The sequence below is a fragment of the Iodidimonas muriae genome (assembly GCF_014647255.1).
GTDB classification, from domain to species: Bacteria; Pseudomonadota; Alphaproteobacteria; order Sphingomonadales; family Rhodothalassiaceae; genus Iodidimonas; species Iodidimonas muriae.
The window spans coordinates 325190-347734 of record NZ_BMOV01000001.1; the positions used below are offsets into that span (position 1 = coordinate 325190).

Below are 22545 nucleotides of genomic sequence, written 5' to 3' on the forward strand. Positions count from 1 at the left end.
CTTTCAGGGAAACAGCAGAAAAACTTGATCGGCAACGCAGCCGGGTTTGTCGCTGCCGTCAATTTCGACCGTGGACCCGACAATACATTTGAGAGAGCCTTGCGGCCCTTGCGCTACGGCTTTGAGAACAAACCGTCCGCGTACTTTTGAACCAGATGGCACGGGGGCGGGGAAACGCACCGTATCGCAGCCATAATTGATGCCTTGGCGCACCGCATAATCTCCGAAGAAGTCGCCCATCAATCCCGGCAGCAAAGACAAGGTGAAAAATCCATGGGCAATGGTGGTGCCAAAGGGACTTTCCGCCTTGGCGCGGGCCACATCGATATGGATCCATTGATGGTCGCCTGTGGCATCGGCAAAGGCATTGATGCGCTCTTGGGTCACATCATACCAGTCGGATAGAGCCAGTTCTTGTCCAACTTTGCTGCAAAGTTCGGGAAAGGGGAGGTCGGCCATAAAAAATATCCCTAAAGATGAGAGGGGAAAAACACGGCAAACTTTGTCGCGTTTGAAGGCAAGGGGCAAGCCGCCATCACCGGCTGGCCCCTATTTTGGCGCAAGAATGGGGACTTTGGCTTTGTCAGCTTTGATCCTGAACAAGTGCCAGAATGGCATCATAGCCTTGGGCGCCTGCCAAAACCTTGCCATTGATCACATAGGTGGGGGTGCCGGTGATGCCGATCATACGCGCCAATTGAATGGTGCTGTTGAAATAATCCATGATGGCCGGATTATCCATATCCTTGCGGAACTGCGCCATATCAACATCAAATTCCCGCGCGATATCCAGAACCGCCCCTTTGTGCAAGCGGCCTTCATGGGTCATCAGCTTGTCGTGGAATTCAAGGAAATCGCCTTGCCGCGACATGGCAATGGCGGCGCGGGCCGCAAAGTGCGACACGCCATCCGGCCCTTCGCGGTCAAGCACCGGGAATTGCTTGAACACATAACGGATCGTGTCGCCATGTTCGTCAAGTAGCCGAACCATATCGGGATGGGCCCGCCGGCAAAAGGAACAGCGATAGTCATAATATTCCACCACTGTTACCGGCGCATTTTCATCGCCAACCACCGGCGAGAAGGGGTCTTGGCTGATATCCTCCCAGCGATCGGTGGCAAAAGATTGCAAGCGTTGCTGTTCGGCGCGTTCTTCGCGTTGGCGCAAAACAGCAATGGCTTGAGGCAAAATTTCCGGATTTTCCAGAAGATAGGCGCGGATGGTTTGTTCCAATTGGGCCTTGTCGCCACCGTCCATCATGGCGAGGGCGCGTAAGGTCACCAGCGATAGGCCCCCGCCAATTATCGCCAGAAAAAGGGCAGAAATCGCAAGAAAAAGTGGAAGGCGACTGCCCTTTTGGGCGTCGGGTGCATGTGGCATGAACGTGATCCTTTAGCGGCGGCGGTTGGCGCTTTGCTCAAGCGCAAGGCCCGCGGCCTGACGAATATCCTGGGCGCGCAACCATTTGGGCGTTCCCGGTTCAAGGCCTTGGACGGCTTGATTGGCGTGCATGGCGGCCCGGCCCGGATTACGCATCAGCATATAGCGTTCTGCTGTGGCAAGGTCCGCCAGGGCGGGCATGTTATTGCGGGTATAGATGATCGCCAATTGATACCAGCCAAAGCTGTTATATGGGTCCAGCCGGACCGATTTTTCCAATATGGGCATGGCCAGCCTGTCGGTGTCGGGCTGTTCGCGGGCCACGAGAGCTTGCGCATATAAGGTCAGAATCAAAGGCTCGAAGGGGGCCAGTTCAGCCGCTCTCTTCAATTCGGGTAAAGAATCATCAACATGCCCGTTTTCCAGCAATATCTGGCCTTTTATTTCGTGATAAAAGGGATCGTCCGGCGATTCTGCGATCAGGCTGTCGGCTTCTGCCATGGCCATATCCCATTCCAGCGCCTTGTTATAGGCATAGATACGGGCATAGCGCGCCGGAACGCTGGTATCGCTGGGAGGATATCGGCCAAGGGTGCTTTCCGGTTGCCAGATATAGCCTTGCAGCTTGGCTTTGATCCGTTCGTATTTGGCCTGCAAGACGGGATCGGTCGGCACATCCCAATAAGGAGAGGCCTTCATCCTTTCTTCCACATTGGCGATACGATCACCGGACAGGGGATGGGTCAGAACATAGGGATTGATATTGGGAGAGCGTAAAAGCTCTTGATAGCGGAATTTTTCGAACACTTCCAAAAGCCCGCGCCCCGACATTTTGACCGTTCTCAAAAACTGCATGGCCGCCTGATCGGCCGAGGCTTCCTGTACGCGCCGGAATTTCAAAACCGTCCGTTGCGCCACTCCTTGGCCGCCGGTGATCAGGCCAATGCCGGCTTCCGGTGCGCCTGCCGCAATGGCTGCAGCCCCCAAGACCAGACCAAGGATAGAGATATTTCCGGCAGGGGCCAGCGCTTCATCGAACCGTTGCACATGCCCGGCGGTCATATGGCCGGTTTCATGGGCGATAACGCCGATCACCTGATCCACATTATCGGTCTGCAAGATCAGGCCCGTATGTACGAAAATCGCCTGACCGCCTGCATAGAATGCGTTCAGATTGGTGTCGTCGACGATAAAGATCTGCACGTCTTCGGGGCGTTGGCCGCCTGCTTCGAAAATCGGATCGGAAATTTCATGCAGGAAATGTTCGAATTCTGCATCGCGCAGGGTTCGGATTCCCTGAGCTGCGGCCGGGCGCACGGTCAGCGAAAGCAGGAAGATAACCAAAACGGACAGTCTGATGATCAACGACACACACTGGCTCCACAACGTAAAACTCGCAGCAATCTTAGAAGGGCGATATAAGAGCCGTCAACGCAATCAGCATGGCAGACAGGCCTTATGCGCTTATCGAGAAACATATTTCAGCATAGCAACAAGGCGGGATGATGGCATGCATCTCCCGCCTTGTCGGTCGTCTTGTAGCGTATTTCGTGGCTTTAGCGACCAAGGGCGCGTTGCCACCATCCCCGCTTGCGTTCCGTTTTTTCCGAACTGTCGGTCGTGGTGACTTTTTCGTGTTCTTTACCCTCGGGGGTGATGATCTGACGTTCGATCACGTCTTCTTTCATCGGTGCCGGAGCAGAGAGGGCCGCTGATTCTCCTCTGGCATCTTCCCGGGGCTTTGATGCGGAAGCAGGGGCGTCACTGACTGGCGCAGCCTTCGCTTCAATCTCAGTCGCAGGGGTGACCGGCGCAGAAGGGGCAGAGCCTTGTTTTTCCGCACCTTTTTGCTCGTCCTTACCGCTTTCGGAAGCCTCTTTTTGAGGTGCGGTATCGGGGGCCGTTTTTGGCGCGGCAGGTTTTCTCGTTCGCGTGCGCCGCGCCTTGGGCTTTTCGTCTCCGCCATCTTTGCTTGTCGCATCAGATGCAGGGGGCGTGCTTTCATCCGTTGCCGCAGCCTTTTCCTTGGCGGCGGTTTTGCGGACAGGCGCTTTGCGCCGCCGGCGTGGTTTTTCAACCTCGGCATCCGGTGCATCGGCTTTTTCGGCCACTTTGTCTGCCGGCGCTTCGACAGTGCCTTGGGACATGTCGGCCTTTTGGGGCGCATCGGTGGTTTCCGTGGCTTCAGTGGACTGAGCGGGTTGATCGTCCGCTGCAGCCGCTGCCGGTGTTCTGCGCCTTACGCGGCGGCGTTTGCGGGGCTTGGCCTCGGTGGTGTCATCGCCGTTTGACGCCGCTTTGTCGGCCAGAGCCTCTTCATTCTGGCTTGACGAACCTTCCGCTTCGCCACTTGCCATTGGCGCATCGTCTGCAGCATCGGCCTGCACCGATTCTTTTTCCTCACGATTATCCGGTTGCTCGGATGATGTGCGGGACCGCCGCCGCCGTGAACGCCGCCGGGGGCGCCCGCCACTTTCTGTGTCCGAACCAGCCTTTGTTTCCTCTGTCTGTGGCGCGGATGCTTCCGTTACCTCGGATACAGAGGGTTGTTCGCCGTCAGCCGCATGGGCTTGGTCGTTGCTGGCAATCGAGGGTTGATCGGTGCCATTGGTGCTTTGTGCGGATTGCTGCTGATCGTCACCGCCGCGACCGCGCCGACCACGCCGCCGCCGCCGCCGCTTTTTCTTGCGACCGCTTTCATCATCTTCATCGGAGCTTACACGATTATCCCGGTTTTCCCGGGATTCGCTTGGCCCGTCGGAGACGGCGGGCTGGCTTTGCACCACCGCTTCGGTCTGCTGTTGGGCATGGACCGCGGTTTGATCTCTGCCAGAAGAGACGGGCTGATCGGGATCTTTTGCAACGCGATCCAGCTCCCAAGGAGAGGCCCCAAGATTGGCATCGGCCGTGATGCTGAGTGTGAAGCCGTAGCGTTGTTCCAGATCAATCAGCATGTCGCGCTTTTGATTGAGCAGGTAAAAGGCCACAGAAGCAGGAGCCCGCACAGTCAGTTCGGCGCTGCGCTCGCGGATGCCTTCTTCTTCCAGTCCCCGCAAGATATTGAGCGAGGCCATTTCAACAGACGGCACCACCGCCGTCCCATTGCAGGTCGGGCAGGTGCTCATGGAGGCTTCAAGAAGATTGGGGCGCAGGCGCTGGCGCGACATTTCCATCAGGCCAAAGGATGAGACCCGACCCACCTGAATACGCGCCCGGTCCGATTTTAGCGCATCTTTCATGCGTTTTTCAACGGAACGGTTATTGCCGCGGTCTTCCATATCGATGAAATCAATGACGACAAGACCGGCCAGATCGCGCAGGCGCAATTGCCGCGCCACTTCATCGGCGGCTTCCAGATTGGTCTTATAGGCGGTTTCTTCGATATTGTGCTCTTTGGTGGAGCGACCGGAGTTCACATCGATAGCGATGAGCGCTTCTGTGGGATTGATGACAATATAGCCGCCGGATTTCAGCTGAACGATGGGCGAGTACATGGCCTCCAGCTGGTTTTCCACTTGATAGCGGTGAAACAGCGGGATGCGATCCTTATAATGTTGAACGCGTTTGGCATGGCTGGGCATCAACAGGCGCATAAAGGATTTGGCCAGCTTATAGCCGTTCTCGCCCTCCACCTGGATTTCGTCGATTTCCCGGGAATAAAGATCGCGGATCGATCGCTTGATCAGATCGGCTTCTTCATGGATCAAAGCGGGAGCAACAGATTCGAGGGTCCGTTCGCGGATGCCATCCCACAGCCTGACCAGATAATCGAAATCGCGTTTGATCTCGACCTTGGTGCGGTTAAGGCCTGCGGTGCGGATGATGCAACCCATGCCTTCCGGCACGTTGAGCGACGCCATCACATCCTTGAGCTTTTTCCGATCGGCGGAATTGGCGATTTTCCGGCTGATGCCGCCACCATTTTGGCTGTTGGGCATCAGCACGCAATAGCGCCCCGCCAAAGACAAATAGGTGGTCAGCGCGGCGCCTTTGGTGCCACGTTCTTCTTTGACCACTTGCACCAGCAAAATCTGGCGGCGCTTGATTACTTCCTGAATTTTATAGTGGCGGCGCAAAGCCTGTGCACGCCGGCGGCCCACATCTTCATAGTCGTCTTCACCAGAGATTTGTTCGACTTCCGGTTCGGAATCGTCGTCCAGCTCTGATGTTTCCGCATTGTCAGAGGCGGAGTCGGCCTTGCTTTCAGAGGCAGGCGCTTCCGTCTCATCCGTTTTGGATGGCTCGACTTGAGCTTCTTCAGCCAGCAAGGCTTCCCGGTCTTCGGTGGGGATTTGATAATAGTCGGGATGAATTTCGCTGAAAGCAAGGAAGCCGTGGCGATTTCCGCCATAATCGACAAAGCAGGCCTGAAGGGACGGCTCGACGCGCGTCACCTTTGCCAAATAGATATTTCCTTTTAATTGCCGCTTGGCGACACTTTCGTAATCGAATTCTTCTACCCTGTTGCCTTTAATAACGGCGACCCGGGTTTCTTCCGGGTGGCGCGCGTCGATAAGCATGCGCGTTGACATTGATATATTCTCCGAACGCCGCGCCGCGCCGACTTCCGGAATTGTCCGGGCGCGCTGGCGGGCGGGTAAGATTGAGTATGTGAGAAGGGAGTAGCCCAAATGGTCCGGTTGTCATTGGCAACCAAGGCGCAAACATCCCGCGCCTGTCGAGGCGTTTTGGGGGATGAGAGTTGGTATGACACGTTATTTGTAACCATTGGTTTGGGCCGTAAGGCAAGTCACCGATTCTGTAGGACATTCACCCCATAGGGTTAAGGCCGTTTGCCGTAGAATTCGGCATTTCAGAACCGGCGCAAGTCGCATACTCTGGATTGTAAAAGCATGCGGCTGCGAGAACTTGTGTTCCTAATCTAGTCACTTGCCAAGCCCGTTACAATCATTTTGTGTGTTGATTTTCATCACTATGCAATCTTTTGTGGGTGTTATGGCGCAAATGGTCCCCAAAGATGGAAAAACGACATTTTCTGCGCTATAGGCAATTCATTAACTCTGGCATGATCGGATAAGGGGACTGAAACTGGACATGCCGTCCTCAAGATATGAGAAAACAGGCGTGGGAAAAAAGAAACCGGGCGAACAGACTCTCTTGATTCGCTGCCTGCTGGCGGTTCTGACGGCTTTGGCGCTTTTCCTTTTTCCGCCTGTGGGTGGGCTTTTGGCAGCGCCGGATGTTACCGGCTTGCGTTTGGGAGAAAATGGCGACCGCACCCGCTTTGTGGTGGATGTGGATAGTGATATCCAGGCCGAGGTGTTTACTCTTTCCGATCCCTATCGGCTGGTGATCGACCTTCCCGCCGTTGAATTTCATATTGATAGTCAGGGGATCGGGGAAGGCAAAGGGCTGGTGAAGCGCTATCGCTACGGCCTGTTTGATAATGATACCTCGCGTCTTGTGCTGGATTTGCAAGCGCCAGGAAGCCTTGACCGGATGTTTACCCTGCCACCGCAAGGGGGCAATGGGTATCGTCTGGTGTTTGATATTCGCCCCACCAGCCGCGCCGATTTTCTTGCCAATGTGCGCAAACCCGTTGCCGTTGCGCATCGGGCGCCGACCCAAAGCGTGCTGGCGCCGGGCCAATCGGTGCGCAGGTCCAAAGACAAGCGGGTTATCGTGATCGATGCGGGGCATGGGGGGAACGATCCCGGTGCTCCCGGTGCGGCGGGGCGGCCTGAAAAAGACATCACGCTGGCCGTGGCAATGGAAGCCGCCCGCCAGATCAAGGCATCGGGGCGCTATCTGCCGGTCTTGACCCGTGATCGGGATATTTATCTGCGTTTACGGGATAGGGTCGAGGTTGCGCGACGCAAGAAAGCCGACCTTTTCCTTTCGCTGCATGCGGATAGTCTGGATAATCGCAGTGTGCGGGGCGGCACGGTTTATACATTGTCTGAAACCGCTTCTGACCGGGAAGCGGCAGCCCTTGCCCGGCGTGAAAATAAAGCGGATATTCTGGCCGGCATGGATTTGGCCGATGAAGCGCCGGAAGTTGCCAGTATCCTGATTGACTTGGCCCAGCGTGAATCGATGAATTATTCCGCACGTTTTGCCAATTATCTGATCCCTGAACTGAAAAAACGCGTGCTTTTGCGCCGCAATTCGCACCGTTTTGCGGGCTTTGTGGTGCTCAAAGCACCGGATGTCCCGTCGGTTCTTGTGGAAATGGGCTATATGTCCAATATACAAGATGCGCGGATGCTTGGCTCGAAAGAGGGACAGGCGCGGCTGGCCAGCGGCTTGTTATCCGGGATCGACCGGTATTTTGAATCCGTGGATCGCGAGCAATTTTGATAAACTGGCCAGACTGGCGTTCAAGGCAAAAAAACGATGTCTTTGATGGACATAGAGGAGCCATATTGCGTCTTTATTGTCGAACCGATTGTGGCGTTCAAGGAGCTATCGTCTGTGGACGGCATTTGGGGCGAAACGGACTGATATGGAATGACAGGCAAAGATGAGTCGTAAAAAACGGATTATTGTCTGGGGCTTGGCAGGCACAGGCGTGCTTTTTTTCCTGGGTTTGCTGCTGGTGGGCGGGGCAGTGCTTTTTGCCCTGATGACCTATGGCCGCGATTTGCCTGATTATACCCAATTGGCCGATTATGAACCGCCGGTGATGACGCGGGTGCATGCAGGCGATGGGTCTTTGGTGACGGAATTTGCCACTGAAAAGCGCCTGTTTATCCCCATTGATGTGGTGCCAAAGCAAATTATCCATGCCTTTTTGTCGGCAGAAGACAAAAATTTCTATCATCATCCCGGTGTGGATTTTTTCGGCATTGCCCGGGCCATGGCCACCAATGTCCGCAATGTGCTTACCAACCGTCGGCCTGTGGGGGCGTCCACCATCACCCAACAAGTGGCAAAGAATTTCCTGCTCACCAATGAAGTGTCCTACGAACGCAAAATCAAGGAAGCGATTTTGGCGTTCCGTATCGAACGGGCATTTTCAAAAGACCGTATTCTGGAATTGTATCTCAACGAGATTCTGTTCGGATACGGGTCTTATGGTCTGGCGGCGGCCTCGCTCAATTATTTCGATAAATCGGTGGATGAGCTGACCTTGGCGGAAAGCGCCTATCTGGCAGCCCTTCCCAAAGCCCCGTATAATTACCATCCCATCCGCCGCAAAGGAGCGGCGATTGCCCGTCGCAATTGGGTTTTGTCCCAGATGGAAGAAAACGGCTATATTTCAAAAGACGAAATGCGCGAAGCGCAGGCGGCTCCTTTGGATGTGCGGCCCCGCAGCGGTGAAGCCAGCTTCCGTGCCGATTATTTTGAAGAAGCCGTGCGCCGCCAGCTTGCGCAGGACTATGGCAGCAAAAATCTTTATGGCGGCGGTCTGTCTGTGCGCACCACTTTGGAGCCGAAACTGCAGGCTATTGCCGAAAAAGCCTTGCGTGATGGCTTGATCGCCTATGACCGGCGGCATGGCTGGCGCGGCGCAATAACGAGTCGGTCCATTGAAGGCGATTGGGCGACGCGGCTGTCCAATGTGCCAACGCCGCTTGGTATTGAAAGCTGGCAATTGGCTCTTGTGCATGATGTGCGGGCCGAAGGGGCCGTGGTGGGCCTGACCGATGGAAGCTATGGCTTTATTCCTTTTTCGGAAATGGCATGGGCGCGGCGTTGGCTGCCCGGTGAACGGGTAACGCACCCCCCTGAAGATCCCGATCAGGTGCTGAAAACCGGCGATGTGATTGCGGTGGAGCATTTGGCCGATCAAAGCGATCAGATGCGGCTGGATAGCTTTTTCACCGAGGATGGACGCCCGGTGGGGTTGGTGGCCTCTTATGGCTTGCGTCAGGTGCCGGAAATCGAGGGAGCGCTGGTGGCGCTGGACCCTCATACAGGGCGTGTTCTGGCGCTTGTCGGCGGTTTCGATTTTACCGCCAGCCAGTTCAACCGTGCAACGCAGGCCCATCGTCAGCCCGGCTCGGCGTTCAAGCCCTTTGTCTATGCGGCAGCCTTGGAGCAGGGCTTTACACCATCTTCTCTGGTGCTGGATGCGCCTTTTGTGATCGATCAGGGCGACGGGCAGGGAAAGTGGAAACCGCGCAATTCATCGAACCGTTTTTATGGCCCGTCCACCTTGCGTTTGGGGCTGGAGAAAAGCCGCAATCTGATGACTGTGCGGGTGGCGCAATATATCGGTATGGGCAAAGTGATGGATATGGCGCAGCGCTTTGGCCTTGGTGTGGGGATGGAGCCCAATCTGGCCCATGCACTGGGAGCCGGAGAGGTGACGCCGCTGGATCTGACCGCGGCCTATGCCATGCTGGTCAATGGCGGCAAGAAAATCGAGCCGACTTTGATCGACCGTATTCAGGACCGTTATGGCGAAACCATTATGCGCCATGATATGCGCCAGTGCACCGGCTGCAAGGCCGAGGCTTGGGAAGGTCAGGCACCGCCCGATCTGCCCGACAATCGTGAACAGATCATCGATCCGCGCATTGCCTATCAGGTAACGCACATGCTGGAAGGTGTTGTTGAGCGTGGAACCGGTCGCCGTATTCGGTCGCTTGGTATTCCCCTTGCGGGCAAGACCGGCACCACCAACGAATCGTTCGATACATGGTTCGTGGGATTTGCGCCGGATTTGGCCGTGGGGGTGTTTGTGGGCTTTGACCGTCCACGCTCTTTGGGGCCGGGAGAAGAGGGCTCTAGCGCTGCTGCGCCCATTTTCAAGGATTTCATGGCCGGAGCCTTTGAAGGAAAAACCGGTATTCCTTTCCGTATTCCCGAAGGGGTCCGGTTGGTGCGGGTTGATGCGCAAACCGGCGTTCCAGCCCGCCCCGGGGACAATAATGTCATATTGGAAGCCTTTATCCCGGGCACCGAGCCCGTCCCCGGGCAAGTCGCCGTGCTTGACGGACCGGGTTCCGGGGCGTTAGACGGCAGGCTGAGAAAAGGCACGGGCGGGTTATACTGATCTGTATGTGCCTGTTTCCGTGATGAAGATATGAGGACTTTATGCGCGCAGAAGCCCAAACATTGGTCGATAAAATCAAGCAGTCGCTCGCACTGCTGAGGAGGCATCTTTGACTGGGATGCTGCCCTGGACCGACTTGAAGAACTGAACGCCGAAGTAGAAAATCCCGAGCTTTGGAACGATCCGTCACGCGCCCAGACATTGATGCGCGAACGCACGCGTTTGGAAGATTCCATTTCTGCATGCAAAGACATCCAGCGCGAGATGGATGACACCATCGAGATGATCGAGCTCGCCGAAATAGAAGGTGACGAAGATCTGGAAGCGCAAAGCATTTCCGTGCTGGAGGATTTGGCGGTTCTTGCCGGAAAGAAAGAAATCGAAAGCCTGCTTTCGGGCGAGGCCGATGGGTCCGATTGCTATATCGAAGTGCATTCCGGCGCAGGCGGTACCGAAAGTCAGGATTGGGCCGAAATGCTGCTGCGCATGTATATGCGCTGGGCGGAAAAACGCGGCTTTAAAGGCGAGATTATCCAATATTCCGCAGGCGAAGAAGCCGGGATCAAATCGGCCACCCTCTTGGTGAAGGGGGAAAATGCCTATGGTTGGGCGAAAACCGAATCCGGCGTGCACCGTTTGGTGCGGATCTCGCCTTATGACAGCTCGGCCCGCCGCCATACCAGCTTTGCCTCTGTCTGGGTTTATCCGGTTGTGGATGATAATATCGAGGTGGATATCATCGATAAAGACCTGAAGGTGGATACATATCGCTCTTCGGGTGCCGGTGGCCAGCATGTGAACACCACCGATAGTGCGGTGCGTATCACCCATATCCCAAGCGGGATCGTGGTGGCCTGCCAAAGCGAACGCTCGCAGCATAAAAACCGCGCCAGCGCCATGTCGATGTTAAAAGCCCGCCTTTATGAACGGGAATTGCAACGCCGCGAGGACGAAGCCGCCGCCACCAATGCCACCAAATCGGATATCGGATGGGGGCATCAATTGCGGTCTTATGTGTTGCAGCCCTATCAAATGGTGAAGGATTTGCGCACCGGCGTGGAAACCAGCCAGCCCGATAAAGTGCTGGACGGCGATATTGATGCCTTCCTTGCTGCTGCCCTTGCGGCCCGTATCCACGGGAGTGATGCGGCGGTAGAGGATGTGGATTAGGCTGGCGAATGCTTGGTCAAGCCCGGGGGTGACGGATGAGGGGCAGGGCTTTTACCCCTCTCGTCATTCCCGGACGTGATCCGGGAAGCCGGTTTTTTAATTGGGTCGCCCTTAATCGCTGATGGTGACAAGCACCGCACCATCCGACACTTGGTCGCCTGTTTTTGCTGACAGATTAGAGACCGTTCCATCACGTGGCGCGGTAAGGGTGTGCTCCATCTTCATGGCTTCCAGCACCAGCAAGGCTTGTCCCTTTTCCACAAAATCCCCATCGGACACCAGAATATCGAGGATTTTCCCCGGCATGGGGGCCGTGATGGCACCCGGCCCATCGGCATCTTCTTCCGGATCGAATTTGGCGGACAGGCGTTTCAGGGTTTCCGTATTGCCTGCGAAAATTACCTGCACCTGTTCGGGATTTACCAAAATGGTGGCGCGATAGATCTGCCCGGAAATTTCGGCTTCAATCTCGCCTTCTTCCATATGGGCACGGATTTGCGCATCATAGCGTTGACCGCCGATCTCCAGCCGATAGCCTTGATCCGTGATGGTGATCTTCACAGACCGGGATGTGCCCGCTCCGTCTATATAGTCTTGGCATTCGCATGAGGCCAGATTGGCTTGCCAGCCGCTGGGATCATGCCAGGGCGAGAAAGGATCATTGGATCGGGCCGCTTCATTGAAAGCGCGATCTTCACGGGCGGCCAGAATGCCAAGGGTGGCAAGGGCAAGGCAAATGTCGCTGGCGGGCGCCGCTTCGGGCAATAGCGCATCGGCATGACGCGGGATAAAGCCGGTATCCACATTGCCGGATGCAAATTCGGGATGGGCGATCACTTGCTTCAGGAACGGCAGATTGGTGGCAAGCCCCGCGATTTCCGTTTCCGAAAGCGCTTGGGCCATATGGTGAAGCGCGGCTTCACGGTCTTCGCCCCATGTGATGATCTTGGCTATCATCGGGTCATAATGCACGCTGATGGAATCATGTTCGCGCACGCCGGTATCCACACGGGTGAAATCTTCATCCATGGGCGGGCGATAACGGTTTAATGTGCCGGTGGCGGGCAAAAAATCGCGGCTGGGGTCTTCGGCATAAAGCCGCACCTCTATGGCATGGCCGTCAATGGCCAGATCGCCCTGATCCAGCGGCAAAGGCTCTCCTGCGGCCACGCGGATCTGCCATTCCACCAGATCTTCACCCGAGATCATTTCGGTGACGGGATGCTCCACCTGCAGCCGCGTATTCATTTCCATGAAATAGAAGGGGGCACCGTCCAGGCCGTGTTCCACATCAACAATGAATTCCACCGTTCCTGCACCGCGATAGCCGATGGTCTGGGCCGCGGCCACGGCTGCTTCGCCCATTTTGCGGCGCAATGCGGGCGACATGCCCGGTGCCGGAGCTTCTTCCACCACCTTTTGGTGGCGGCGCTGAAGAGAGCAATCGCGCTCGAACAGATACACTCCATGGCCGCGCCCGTCGGCAAAGACCTGCACTTCGATATGGCGTGGTTTCTGGATATATTTTTCGATCAGCACATGATCATTGCCGAAGGCCCCGGCAGCTTCGCGCTTGGCCCCTTTCAGGCTGGCGGCAAAATCCTTTTCATTGTCAACCCGACGCATGCCTTTACCGCCACCGCCGGCCACCGCTTTGATCAGCACCGGATAGCCGATTTCACGGGCTTGCGCGTTCAGATGGGCTTCGCTTTGATCTGCCCCTAAATAACCGGGCACCACCGGCACACCGGCCAGCGTCATCAGCCGTTTGGCTTCGTCTTTGAGGCCCATTTTGCGGATGCTATCGGCGGTGGGGCCGATAAAGACAATCCCGGCATCTTCGCAAGTCTGCGCAAAATCGGCATTTTCCGATAGGAAGCCATAGCCGGGATGAATGGCATCCACATGCAAGCGCTTGGCTATATCCAGAATTTTATCGGCGCATAGATAGCTTTGTGCGGCGGGGGCCGGCCCGATATGTACCGCTTCATCGGCCAGGTCCACATGCAGCGCATGAGCATCGGCATCAGAGTAAACGGCCACCGTTCCAATACCCATGGCGCGGGCTGTCCGGATAACGCGACAGGCGATTTCGCCGCGATTGGCAATAAGGATCTTGTTGAACAAACGGGTCATATCAGGTCATTGCCCTTCTTTTGTCCATGACGGTTTGCGCTTTTCAAAAAAAGCCGCCATGCCTTCCCGCGCTTCTGTAGATGTACGTCGTGCGGCAATCCGTGCCGCCGTTTCATCGCGCAAGGCGGTGTCGATGGTCCGGTTTTTAACGGTAAAGATCAGATCCTTGGCGGCGTTTTGTGCCTTGGGTGCGCCTGCCAAAAGCTGATCGACAACGCGGTCGGCTGCCCCATTCAGGTCGTTTTCAGAGCCGACGGTTTCATGCACAAGCCCGATTTCCCGGGCAACCTCGGCACCAAATCGTTCGGCGGTCAGAAAATAACGCCGGGCGGCGCTTTCGCCAATTTTAGCCAGCACATAAGGGCTGATGGTGGCCGGTGTCAGCCCCAGCCGGACCTCGGAAAACCCAAAGCGGGCATCGCGCACGGCCAGAACGATATCGGCACAGGCCACAAGACCGGCTCCTCCGCCCAGGGCCGCCCCCTGGACAAGGGCAATAACGGGTTTCGGGCAGGTATTTACATGGTGCAGCATTTCCGAAAGCCTTTGGGCATCCGCATGGTTTTGCGCTTCGGAATAGTTGGCGGCGGTTTTCATCCAATCCAGATCCGCTCCGGCGCAAAAGCTTTTGCCTTCCCCGCGCAACATCACCAGATGCACATCATCATCATCGCTGACGTCCTTGAAGGCATGGGTCAGTTCGCGGATCAGTGCGTCATTGAAGGCATTATGAACCTGTGCTCGGTTCATGCGGATCGTGGCAACACCGCGATCGTCTTTTTCGATCAAAATATTGGCGGACATGGCGCGGTCCTTTCAGTTGTGGGTGCTTTTTCGTCATCAGCCCTGTGGGCCATGTCCTACATACGAAAAATGCCGAAACGGGTTTTTTCAATGGGGGCGTTCAGGGCTGCCGATAAGCCAAGGCCCAGCACGGTGCGAGTATCGGCGGGATCAATGACCCCATCGTCCCACAATCTGGCTGAAGCATAAGTGGGATGGCCTTGCGCTTCATAGGTATCGCGGATGGGCGCTTTGAAGGCCTCTTCAGCGCTTTGGCTCCAGTCTTCGCCACGGGCGGCCATGGAATCGCGCTTCACGGTGGCGAGAACATTGGCTGCCTGTTCGCCGCCCATCACGGAAATGCGGGCATTGGGCCACATCCACATAAAGCGCGGGCTATAGGCACGTCCGCACATGCCGTAATTCCCCGCGCCGTAAGAGCCGCCGATAAGCACGGTGAATTTCGGCACCTTGGCGCAGGCCACCGCCGTTACCATTTTGGCGCCATCCTTGGCGATGCCGCCGGTTTCATATTTGCGGCCCACCATGAAGCCGGTGATGTTTTGCAAGAACACCAAAGGGATGCCGCGCTGGCAGCACAGTTCGATGAAATGCGCACCCTTCAAGGCGGATTCCGAAAACAAAACACCATTATTCGCAATAATTCCAACGGGATAGCCGTGAATATGTGCAAAGCCGGTGACCAATGTGGTGCCGTAGAGCTTTTTGAATTCGTCGAACTCCGAGCCATCCACAAGGCGGGCGATCACTTCGCGCACATCATAGGGTTGGCGGGTATCTTTGGGAATGATGCCGTAAATCTCACGGGGGTCGTAAAGGGGCGGGCGGGATTCGCGGATATCCAGATCGGGGGTTTTGCGCCGGTTGAGATTGGCAACGATCCGCCGTGCTTGCATTAAGGCCTGGGTGTCATTGGCGGCCAGATGGTCGCTGACACCGGAGACGCGGGCATGCACATCGCCGCCGCCCAGATCTTCCGCCGAAACCTCTTCCCCTGTTGCCGCTTTCACCAAAGGCGGGCCGCCAAGAAAGATGGTCCCCTGATTTTGGACGATGATGGATTCATCAGCCATAGCAGGAACATAGGCCCCGCCTGCGGTACAACTGCCCATAACCACGGCGATCTGCGGAATACCCATGGCCGACAAATTGGCTTGATTATAGAAAATCCGGCCAAAATGATCGCGGTCGGGGAACACCTCGTCCTGATTGGGCAGATTGGCCCCGCCGGAATCCACCAGATAAATGCAGGGCAGGTTGTTTTCGCGGGCAATATCCTGGGCCCGCAGATGCTTTTTCACGGTGATAGGGAAATATGTCCCACCCTTTACCGTGGCATCATTGCACACGATCAAACATTCCACGCCGGAGACCCGCCCGATGCCGGTGATGATACCGCCCGCCGGAATATCTGCGTCATACATGCCATATGCTGCAAGCTGCGACAGTTCCAGAAAGGGTGATCCGGGGTCGAGCAACGTGGCAATGCGATCGCGGGGCAGCAATTTACCGCGTGCCAGATGCTTGTCGCGGGCGCGTTCGGGGCCGCCTTTGGCAATCTTTTCACAAAGTGTGGACAGATCATCCACAAGGCCGCGCATATGGTCGGCATTGGCCTCAAACGCGTCCGTGCCGGGCTGAATGGATGTTTTGAGACGGGTCATAAATCACTCTTTGCCTGATCGAAAATGCGGTCTTGTCGCGTGAACCTTGGCTTATAGCCTATCCAAGACGGGCTCCATTGGGGACCGGTTTATCGGGAACCGCAAGCACCACGGAGCCATCTTCGGCATAAATTCCGGTCACAAGACATTCCGACATGAACGGTCCGATCTGTTTTGGCGGAAAGTTTACCACAGCAAGAACCTGCCGCCCCACCAGATCCTGCGGCTGGTAATGATCGGTGATTTGTGCGCTTGTTTTGCGCATTCCTATCTCCGGACCGAAATCCACCACCAGTTTATAGGCGGGTTTGCGGGCCTGCGGGAATGGTTCGGCACTGACCACTGTTCCGGCGCGCAGATCAACCCGCATGAAGTCATCCCAACTGAGGTCTTTGGTGGTCATAGGGTGCCTTTCTGAATATGGTGACTGTCTGGCTCAATGGAGCGATTGGCTGGCCGGACGGGCACCTTTATTTTTTGGCGTGCCCAAATGAGCATAGGACAGGATTTTATAAGCCAGTTTGGCGGCCAGAAAATCACAGCCATGCAGGCCGGGGCGGGGGGAGAGTTCATTGATATCCGCCCCGATAATATCGCCCACTTCGGCGGCTTTGCGGATGATGGCCATCACATCGTCCCAGAACAGTCCACCCGGTTCCGGCGTGCCGGTGGCGGGCATCACCGATCCATCAAAGCCATCCAGATCAAAGGTCAGATAAATTGGGCGATCGCGCAAGGGTTCGACAATCTTATCCAATGTCCATAAGGCTTTGTCTTTTGCCCAGTGCATGTGGATGCGGTGGCGGTTTTCTTCCAGAAACGGAATTTCACTTTGGGAGATATTGCGAATCCCCACCGACACCACTTCTGCCGACGGATCATCCAGCACCCGGCGGATGGCCGAGGCATGGCTGAAGCGTTCGCCTTCATAACCATCGCGCAGATCCGCATGGGCATCGAAATGCAGGATCACCAGATCCGGCACCGTTTCCAAAAACGGGCGGATGGCACCGGGGGTGATGGAATGTTCCCCGCCAAACACCATGGGAAAACGGTCTTGCGACAGAATTTCGCCGGTAATGGCAGCCAGCTGATCCAATGCTTTTTCCACCGGCTTTTCGATCACTGGCGGTTCCAATGTGGCCACGCCATAATGGTGCACCGGCTCCATCCAGAATTCTTCATCAAACAGCTCGACCTCGTGGCTGGCGTCCAGCATGGCCTGCGGTCCCTTTGCGGTTCCGCCTTCGTAGGAAACCGTAGCCTCAAGCCCGAAGGGGACGATGACCGCGCGAGCGTTTTCAAGTGCTACGCCGTCTTCATCATCAAGGCCCAGAAAGCCGTCTTCGGAAGGAAGGTAACGAAGGTCTGTCATCACAAGAATCCTTTGGAAAAGAAAGCCATGCAGCGGCATTCTGCATGGCTTTCTACAACAGTCGATCAAATAGGCAAGAGGCAGTGCCCCTGTATTGCGCCTTATTCGGCTGCTGAACGCAAGGCCCGCCGTTTATCGTCGATGCGTTTTTCGGCCAATTCATTGGCGATTTTGCCAGTGGGCTGTTTTTGCTTGTCGCTGGCTTCAAAAACTTCGGTCAGCGTCTCTGCGATATGGGCAACTTTGCGGGCCCGCGCCGCATCATCGAGATGCTCTTTATGCACCTCTGATTCCACCGAAATAATCCCGCCGGCGTTGATGATATAATCGGGGGCATAAAGAATACCGCGCTTCGTCAGTTCCCGATCATCGGCAACTTCATCATCCAGCACATTATTGGCGGCCCCTGCGATGATTTTGGCTTTGATCTGCGGGATGGTTTTGGCATTTAACACACCACCCAGCGCACAAGGGGCAAATACGTCGGCATCCACAGCGTGGATTTTGTCGCCCGCAACCACTTCGGCTTCACCGGACGCCAGAACACGTTCGATATTTTCCTGCACGATATCGGTGATGATGATTTTGGCCCCAGCGGCGCGCAGATGGTTGGCCACATCGCGGCCCACATTGCCGACGCCCTGAATGGCCACGGTAAGGCCGTTAAGATCCGTGCGGCCCAGCTTGTGGCGAACAGCGGCCTTTATGCCGGTGAATACCCCTTTGGCAGTATGGGGAGAGGGGTCACCAGTGGCGAATTCCCCGCTTTCAAGGCCAACCACATAATCGGTGGTACCATGGATGGTTTCCATGTCCTGCGGCTTCGTTCCCACATCTTCGGCGGTGTAATAAGACCCGCCCAAACGCTGGATATATCTTCCGAAGGATTGCAGCAGTTCAGGGGTTTTGATGGTTTTCGGGTCACCGATGATCACCGATTTCCCGCCGCCCAAACGCAAGCCGGCCATGGCGTTTTTATAGCTCATGCCCCGCGACAGGCGCAGCACATCGAAAATGGCATCTTCTTCCGCGCGGACATCCGCCACATCCAAAGAGGCATTGCGGTGCGCTGCGGCATAATCCCAAAAGCGGCAGCCGCCGACGGCCGGGCCAAGCACGGTGGAATGAACGGCGATGATCGCCCGTAACCCGGTGAGCGGATCGCTGCAGAACACGACCTGTTCGTGTTTATTGAAGGCGCGTGTCGAAAATACAGGCATGGAGCTCCCTTTCCATAATGTGCGCAGCCATATGCTTTTTTATGCTGCGTTGAATGTCGTTTATTGGCCTTGGATCAATTATCTGTCCGAAATCATTGCGCCGCCATGATCCGTGCATTTTCCGCCCCGGGAGAGCGGAAGGCATCGAGAAGTTCGGCTTTTTTCTTTTCCGCGATTGCCACGCTGTCTGCCTTCACCGGTCCATAACCGCGAATTTGGTCGGGAACGGAGGCAAGGGCTACAGCCACATCCAGCGTGTCATTATCCATACGCGCCAGAACATCTTGCATCATGGCTTCATAGTCTTTGATCAGGCGCCGTTCCATTTTGCGTTCATCGGCATAGCCAAATGGATCAAAGGGCGTGCCGCGCAAAGCCTTGAATTTGGCCAGCAGCTTGAAGCCTTTGAACATCCACGGTCCGAATTCGCTTTTCTTCGGGCGGCCGGTCAAGGGATCGGGGCGCGAGAAGATGGGCGGTGACATATGAAATTTCAGGCGCACATCGCCTTCAAACTGGGCGCTGATCCGCTTTTCAAAATCGCCCGATGTATAAAGGCGGGCCACTTCATATTCGTCCTTATAGGCCAGCAGCTTGAAGTAATTCCGCAGAACAGCCTGCGTCAATTCCGTTGAGCCGGGGCGGGCTTTTTCTTCCGCTTTGCGTGTTGCAGCCACCAAAGCGCGATAGCGCTTGGCCAGCCGGCCATTCTGGTAGCCTTTCAAAAAATCTGCCCGGTAATTGATCGCATCATCCAGCGTTTCGGCCTTGAAGCGCGTGACTCCGGTATCAACTGCATCGATCACGGTTTTGATGGCTTCCAGATCATGGGCGGCAACACGGCCCCAATGGAAGGTGCGCAGATTGCTTTCGATGGCCACTTTATTGAGATGAATGGCTTGTGTGATGCTTTCCAAAGTCAGCGGGATCAGGCCTTTTTGCCACGCATAGCCGAGAATGAATATATTGGTGGCAATGGAATCCCCCATCAAGGCGGTAGCCAATCCGGTAGCGGGAAGGCTGTATCGGCCATTTTCCAGGGTGCGGTCCTTGATGGCTTTTTGAACCGCCAATTCCTTGAAATCCAGATCGCGGTTGCGCACGAAATCCGCAACCGGGGTCAGGGTGGTGTTGATCACCGCATGGCTGCGTTCTTCCGACAAGGTGGTTTGGGCATCCTTGCCTGCAGCCACTACGCTATCACAAGCCAGCAAAAGATTGGTGCCGCCGGTGATGATTTTGGCGCTGGCTTCGCGGTCAGGATCGGCGAACAGGCGAATATGCGATAGAACCGCCCCGCCTTTTTGCGCAAGACCGGCCATATCCAGAACCGAGCAGCCCTTGTTTTCCAGATGCGCGGCCATGCCCAGCAGCGCCCCGATGGTGAGAACGCCAGTGCCGCCAATGCCGGTCACCAAAATGGAGTAGCTGTCGTCCAATGTGGGCAGGGTGGGAAGCGGCACATCGGGAAGATCGGTGCCGGAGCCACCCGCTTTGGATTTTTTCAATGTCCCGCCTTCAACGGTAACGAAGGACGGGCAAAAACCCTTCACACAGGAGAAGTCCTTGTTGCAGGTGGATTGGTTGATCTGGCGTTTGCGGCCCAGTTCCGTTTCCAAAGGCTCTACCGAGACGCAATTGGACTGGACGGAGCAATCGCCACAGCCTTCACAGACCAGTTCGTTGATGACCACGCGCTTATTGGGATCTTCCATCTTGCCACGTTTGCGGCGACGGCGTTTTTCCGCTGCACAGGTTTGATCATAAATGATGGCGGTCACACCGCTAACGTCGCGCAGTTCTGTTTGCAGGCGCATCATATGGCTGCGGTCGAACACATCGACACCCGCAGGCAGGCTGGCTTCTTTGTAAATCTGCGGGCGTTCCGATGCGATCACAACACGGCCCACACCTTCCGCCACCAATTGAGCGGCAATCTGCGGCACGCTCAGATGTCCTTCGGCTTCCTGACCACCGGTCATGGCCACCGCATCATTATAAAGGATTTTATAAGTGATGTTCACCTTTGCGGCCACAGAGGCGCGAATGGCCAAGATCCCCGAATGGGAATAGGTGCCATCGCCCAGATTGGCAAAAACATGCTTTTCATTGGTGAAACGGTGGGTGCCGATCCACGGCGTTCCTTCGCCGCCCATCTGGGTGAAGGTTTCATTATGGCGATCCATATTGATGGCCATGATATGACAGCCAATGCCCGCAAGCGCCCGGCTACCTTCGGGTAATCTGGTGGAACTGTTATGGGGACAGCCAGAGCAGAAGAAGGGCGTGCGCGCCGTTGTCGGCTCATAGCTTTCCGCCGCCGCTTTCCGCGCTTCAAACCAGGCAAGACGGTCGCGGATCAACGGTGTGTCGTGGAACCGTGCCAGACGGGCCGCAATGGCATGTGCCACCAGCGAAATATCCAGCTCGTTATCGGGAGGCAACAGCCACCGGCCTTCATCGTCGTATTTGCCAACGATTTTCGGACGGGCGTTTTCCTTCCAGTTGTAAAGTTGCTGCATGAGCTGATACTCGATCATCTCACGCTTTTCTTCCACAACCAGAACTTCATCCAGTCCTTCGGCAAAGCGGCGCGCGCCTTGCGGCTCTAGCGGCCATACCATGCCCACCTTGTATAGACGCAGGCCGATCTCGCGGGCCACGTCTTCGGTGATGCCCATTTCATGAAGGGCTTGGCGCACATCAAGATAGGCCTTGCCCGAAGCAATGATGCCAAAGCGGGCATTGGGGCTGTCCCAGATCATTTTGTCGATGCCATTGGCGCGCGCAAAAGAATGGGCGGCAAAGCCTTTATAGCGCTGCAAACGGGTGTCCTGACCGCGCCACGGATCGGGCCAGCGGATATGCAGACCCCCTTGGGGCATCTCGAAATCCGTTGGCATGATGATCTTGCGACGCTCACCATTCAAATCAATGGAGGCCGATGTTTCCGCCGTATCGGAGGTGGTTTTAAAGGCCACCCATGCGCCGGTGAAGCGGGACATGGCGATGCCCAAAAGGCCGAATTCCACAAATTCCCGCACCCCGGCAGGATAGAGAACCGGCATCATTGCCGACATGAAATTATGATCGGTCTGATGGGGAAGGGTGGAGGATTTGGCCGCATGATCGTCGCCCGCAATGGCCAAAACGCCGCCATGTTCCATGGTGCCTGCCGCATTGGCGTGCTTGAACACATCCATGGTGCGGTCCACGCCGGGGCCTTTGCCGTACCAGATGCCGAAGACACCGTCATGCTTGCCCTGGCCTGCCAGATTGGATTGCTGGCTGCCCCATACGGCGGTGGCGGCCAGATCTTCGTTCAAGCCCGGCTCAAAATGCACATTCAAGGGATCAAGAAACCGCTTGGCGCGCATCAGTTCCAGATCATAGGTGCCAAGGGGCGACCCACGATAGCCTGAAATGAAGCCGCCGGTATCCAGCCCTGCTTCCATATCCCGCCAGCGCTGGACGATGGGCAGGCGAACCAGCGCTTGAATGCCGGTCAAAAACGCCCGGCCAGATTTAAGCTGGTATTTGTCATCTAGTGTGACGTTTTGCATATACATCGACGGGTTCCCGGGCCTGTGTGAGCCTTGTCTATTGCGCTTCGGGCAACAAATTCTGGAAGCCCGATCAAACTGTATTATGCCATGTGATGCTCGAAATGAGCTTTCGTTGTTTGGGGGGAATATGCGTAATAATGTATCCCACAGGCGCAATATTTGAAATATAGGGCACTGCAAAAAAATGTCCGCCCCTGAAATTTTAGGACGGACAAAAGGTTTCCAGCCGCAATCAGGCTGCAAGAAAGCCAATATGCGGCGTTT

General features: G+C 56.0%; 14 protein-coding genes. 3 read left to right on the plus strand and 11 right to left on the minus strand.

The window, feature by feature from the left end; all coding sequences use genetic code 11:
* Window positions 1–3: 3 nt before the first annotated feature.
* The 4 genes from IEX96_RS01380 to IEX96_RS01395 form a co-directional block, all read right to left on the minus strand.
* The gene (locus tag IEX96_RS01380; protein ID WP_149999245.1) at window positions 4–459 is read right to left on the minus strand and encodes a MaoC family dehydratase; all 456 of its coding nucleotides are present in this window, start codon (window positions 457–459) and stop codon (window positions 4–6) included.
* A gap of 124 nt (window positions 460–583) precedes the next feature.
* Window positions 584–1381, minus strand: coding sequence for a DsbA family protein (locus IEX96_RS01385; RefSeq protein ID WP_150004755.1), 798 nt, complete (start codon window positions 1379–1381; stop codon window positions 584–586).
* A 12-nt stretch (window positions 1382–1393) separates the two neighbouring features.
* On the minus strand, window positions 1394–2752 hold the full coding sequence (locus IEX96_RS01390; RefSeq protein WP_188873355.1) for a M48 family metalloprotease: 1359 nt from the start codon (window positions 2750–2752) through the stop codon (window positions 1394–1396).
* A gap of 185 nt (window positions 2753–2937) precedes the next feature.
* Window positions 2938–5913, minus strand: coding sequence for a ribonuclease E/G (locus IEX96_RS01395; protein ID WP_229773450.1), 2976 nt, complete (start codon window positions 5911–5913; stop codon window positions 2938–2940).
* A gap of 553 nt (window positions 5914–6466) precedes the next feature.
* Here IEX96_RS01395 and IEX96_RS01400 point away from each other — a divergent pair.
* From IEX96_RS01400 to prfB, 3 genes are all read left to right on the plus strand, one after another.
* On the plus strand, window positions 6467–7702 hold the full coding sequence (locus tag IEX96_RS01400; protein WP_188873356.1) for an N-acetylmuramoyl-L-alanine amidase: 1236 nt from the start codon (window positions 6467–6469) through the stop codon (window positions 7700–7702).
* Between the two features lie 163 nt (window positions 7703–7865).
* Entirely contained in the window at window positions 7866–10346 is a 2481-nt protein-coding gene (locus tag IEX96_RS01405) for a penicillin-binding protein 1A (RefSeq protein WP_188873357.1), read from the plus strand.
* Between the two features lie 41 nt (window positions 10347–10387).
* A protein-coding gene (prfB, locus tag IEX96_RS01410; RefSeq protein ID WP_149999250.1) for a peptide chain release factor 2 occupies window positions 10388–11516 on the plus strand; the annotation gives its coding sequence in 2 pieces (ribosomal slippage) (window positions 10388–10456 and window positions 10458–11516; 1128 coding nt in all).
* Window positions 11517–11627: 111 nt separating this feature from the next.
* Here the strand turns inward: prfB and IEX96_RS01415 are convergent.
* From IEX96_RS01415 to IEX96_RS01445, 7 genes are all read right to left on the minus strand, one after another.
* The gene (locus tag IEX96_RS01415; protein ID WP_194446488.1) at window positions 11628–13652 is read right to left on the minus strand and encodes an acetyl-CoA carboxylase biotin carboxylase subunit; all 2025 of its coding nucleotides are present in this window, start codon (window positions 13650–13652) and stop codon (window positions 11628–11630) included.
* 6 nt (window positions 13653–13658) lie between these two features.
* Entirely contained in the window at window positions 13659–14456 is a 798-nt protein-coding gene (locus tag IEX96_RS01420; RefSeq protein WP_150004760.1) for an enoyl-CoA hydratase-related protein, read from the minus strand.
* 56 nt (window positions 14457–14512) lie between these two features.
* The gene (locus tag IEX96_RS01425; protein WP_188873358.1) at window positions 14513–16120 is read right to left on the minus strand and encodes a carboxyl transferase domain-containing protein; all 1608 of its coding nucleotides are present in this window, start codon (window positions 16118–16120) and stop codon (window positions 14513–14515) included.
* A gap of 58 nt (window positions 16121–16178) precedes the next feature.
* Complete coding sequence (locus IEX96_RS01430; RefSeq protein WP_150004761.1) at window positions 16179–16523, minus strand: tRNA-binding protein; 345 nt, start codon at window positions 16521–16523, stop codon at window positions 16179–16181.
* Window positions 16524–16556: 33 nt separating this feature from the next.
* Window positions 16557–17495 carry an agmatinase gene (speB, locus tag IEX96_RS01435; protein WP_150004762.1) on the minus strand — a complete coding sequence of 313 codons (939 nt, stop codon included), beginning with the start codon at window positions 17493–17495 and terminating at the stop codon, window positions 16557–16559.
* Between the two features lie 101 nt (window positions 17496–17596).
* On the minus strand, window positions 17597–18715 hold the full coding sequence (locus IEX96_RS01440) for a Glu/Leu/Phe/Val family dehydrogenase (protein WP_150004763.1): 1119 nt from the start codon (window positions 18713–18715) through the stop codon (window positions 17597–17599).
* 92 nt (window positions 18716–18807) lie between these two features.
* Window positions 18808–22284: an indolepyruvate ferredoxin oxidoreductase family protein gene (locus tag IEX96_RS01445; RefSeq protein WP_188873359.1), complete on the minus strand. Its 3477-nt coding sequence runs from the start codon at window positions 22282–22284 to the stop codon at window positions 18808–18810.
* Between the last annotated feature and the right edge of the window lie 261 nt (window positions 22285–22545).